Genomic DNA, 1716 nt, shown 5'->3' on the forward strand with positions numbered 1-1716 from the left:
CGTGGGAGTAGCCAGCAGCGCAGCGCCAGAGAAGCGCTTGCGCTGATCAGCTATCGGGGTAGGTTTCCTGGAACCAGTCGATGGCGTCTTTCAGACAGTGAGCAGAATATTCCGGGCATACGGTTTCACAGCGATCCCATCTTCGACGTCGATGGTGTCGACTGCATACAGTTGCTTGTCCATCGTCGCCAGACACCAGGTGTAGCCATCAGGCAGAGCCAGGTGTTGAGGTTCCAGCAGGACTTCTGTGGACAGGGCATTGGCCAGCTGGATGGCCAGTTGCACGTCGTCAAGGCTCAGCTCATCCGAGGCCCAGGAGAGCCCCAGACTCTGCTGGAACTCGGCCTCGTGGTCAGCGTATTGAAGAAAGATGGCCGCATGCTCCCTGGGATAGTCGAGCGACTCGACCCCATCGGGGATCTCTCGGTTGAGCCGTATGACGATCTCGCGCTCGGGGACTGTTCGTTTGAGGAAAAGATCGATCGAACGGCTCATTGCGCAGTGTGGTCGTCCTGGGTTTACACAGCTAGCAGGCTGCTGCTGTCTGTCTCGCCCTGAACGACATGTTTCCTGTCTGCCAGCGTCCTGAAATCAATCGATGCCATGACGGACGTATACGGCAGGGCGGCTGGATAGGACGGGTAGTCGATCGACATGTTATTGGCCTGTGAATGGCAGGGAGATGAACTGATCCTGAATCACGATCAGGTTCTTCGGGGCGACGATGATGATTTCTGCCTGGTGTTTCACATTCACTTTTCGTCAATCGTCTTGCGTACTCGTCGTTGCGCCTTCTGCCATCCATCGCATCCCGTCATGATGAATGTGTCAGGTTTCTTGCTGTGTCCGTATTCACCATCGGAGGTTCGATGGCCGTTGTGGCGCCAAGGACATTGTCCAGAGCGTAACGAATGAATTCATCCGTTGCTGGAGGTGAGGCGCTGTTCAAGAGTGTTGATGGTCTTTTGTAGTGCGTCCAGGGGGTCTGCTCCGTCTTGGGCGTAGATGCTGCAAGAGGCCATGTCCTCTGGGTAACCGAAGTCAGCGTAGAGCTCCTGTAACCGTTCGAGTTTTTCTTCAGGGGGAAGCGAGGAGTTCTGGAGTTCTGAAAGTATTGCCAGTCGCCATTTTTCGAGGGCAAGTGGATTGGCTTCCTGAGTGCTGATGCTGTTTTTTTTGCACAGTGTTGCCAGTAGCTCGGACACTTCGTCTTCGCTAAGCGCGTCGCTTCCGGCCAACAGCGCTATGTCTCCGTCGGTTTCACCGTGATGGAGGCGTTCGAAGGCGTAACTCGATATCGCGTCTTTATCGATCCAGCCGTTGTCTATTCCGAGCGCAAGAGTTGGCCAGTCAATCAGGTTGAGCTTGGCGAGTTCGGCGAGATATTTGTTCATGATCATCCCTTGCTATCTGGGGACCTGGTTGGGAAAGCCGGTTATTTTTCCACCGGGAATGAAGCGTCTATGAGTGACCCGGTCCTGGTCGACAATCCACTCGAAAACACCGTCTTTGCCATTTAGGCTGCCTTCTATCTGATAGAGCTCTGACGTTCTTACCGTTACGCCACCAGGGCCTTTGGTCGGTATCTCGAATTTTTGAGCATCGCCTGCGTAGTTGTCGATCAGATCGTTGAAGCTATGTGTCGGGTCTGTTTTGTTGGCGCTGCCAGTCCGTTCTTTTCCAAGAATCTCATTCTCTACGATTACAGGTTTTCTT

Annotated in this window: 4 protein-coding genes; all 4 read right to left on the bottom strand. The window is 53.9% G+C overall.

Annotated elements, in window-relative coordinates; translation table 11 throughout:
- Window positions 1-90: 90 nt before the first annotated feature.
- A complete protein-coding gene (locus J0A65_RS22945; RefSeq protein ID WP_206596619.1) occupies window positions 91-495 on the bottom strand; it encodes a hypothetical protein in 405 nt (134 codons plus the stop codon).
- A gap of 23 nt (window positions 496-518) precedes the next feature.
- On the bottom strand, window positions 519-656 hold the full coding sequence (locus J0A65_RS22950; RefSeq protein ID WP_206596620.1) for a hypothetical protein: 138 nt from the start codon (window positions 654-656) through the stop codon (window positions 519-521).
- 261 nt (window positions 657-917) lie between these two features.
- Window positions 918-1394 (bottom strand): DUF2247 family protein, encoded by a 477-nt coding sequence (locus J0A65_RS22955; RefSeq protein ID WP_152488299.1) that lies wholly within the window; start codon window positions 1392-1394, stop codon window positions 918-920.
- Between the two features lie 12 nt (window positions 1395-1406).
- The coding region (locus tag J0A65_RS22960) for a hypothetical protein (protein ID WP_206596621.1) at window positions 1407-1716 on the bottom strand (310 nt) is incomplete at its 5' end.

Source organism: Bowmanella yangjiangensis, assembly GCF_017255015.1.
Taxonomy (GTDB): domain Bacteria; phylum Pseudomonadota; class Gammaproteobacteria; order Enterobacterales; family Alteromonadaceae; genus Bowmanella; species Bowmanella yangjiangensis.

What these genes read in the sequence shown, in the direction of transcription:
- J0A65_RS22945 (WP_206596619.1), bottom strand. Translation starts at nt 495, where the DNA reads ATGAGCCGTTCGATCGATCTTTTCCTCAAACGAACAGTCCCCGAGCGC.
- J0A65_RS22950 (WP_206596620.1), bottom strand. Translation starts at nt 656, where the DNA reads ATGTCGATCGACTACCCGTCCTATCCAGCCGCCCTGCCGTATACGTCC.
- J0A65_RS22955 (WP_152488299.1), bottom strand. Translation starts at nt 1,394, where the DNA reads ATGAACAAATATCTCGCCGAACTCGCCAAGCTCAACCTGATTGACTGG.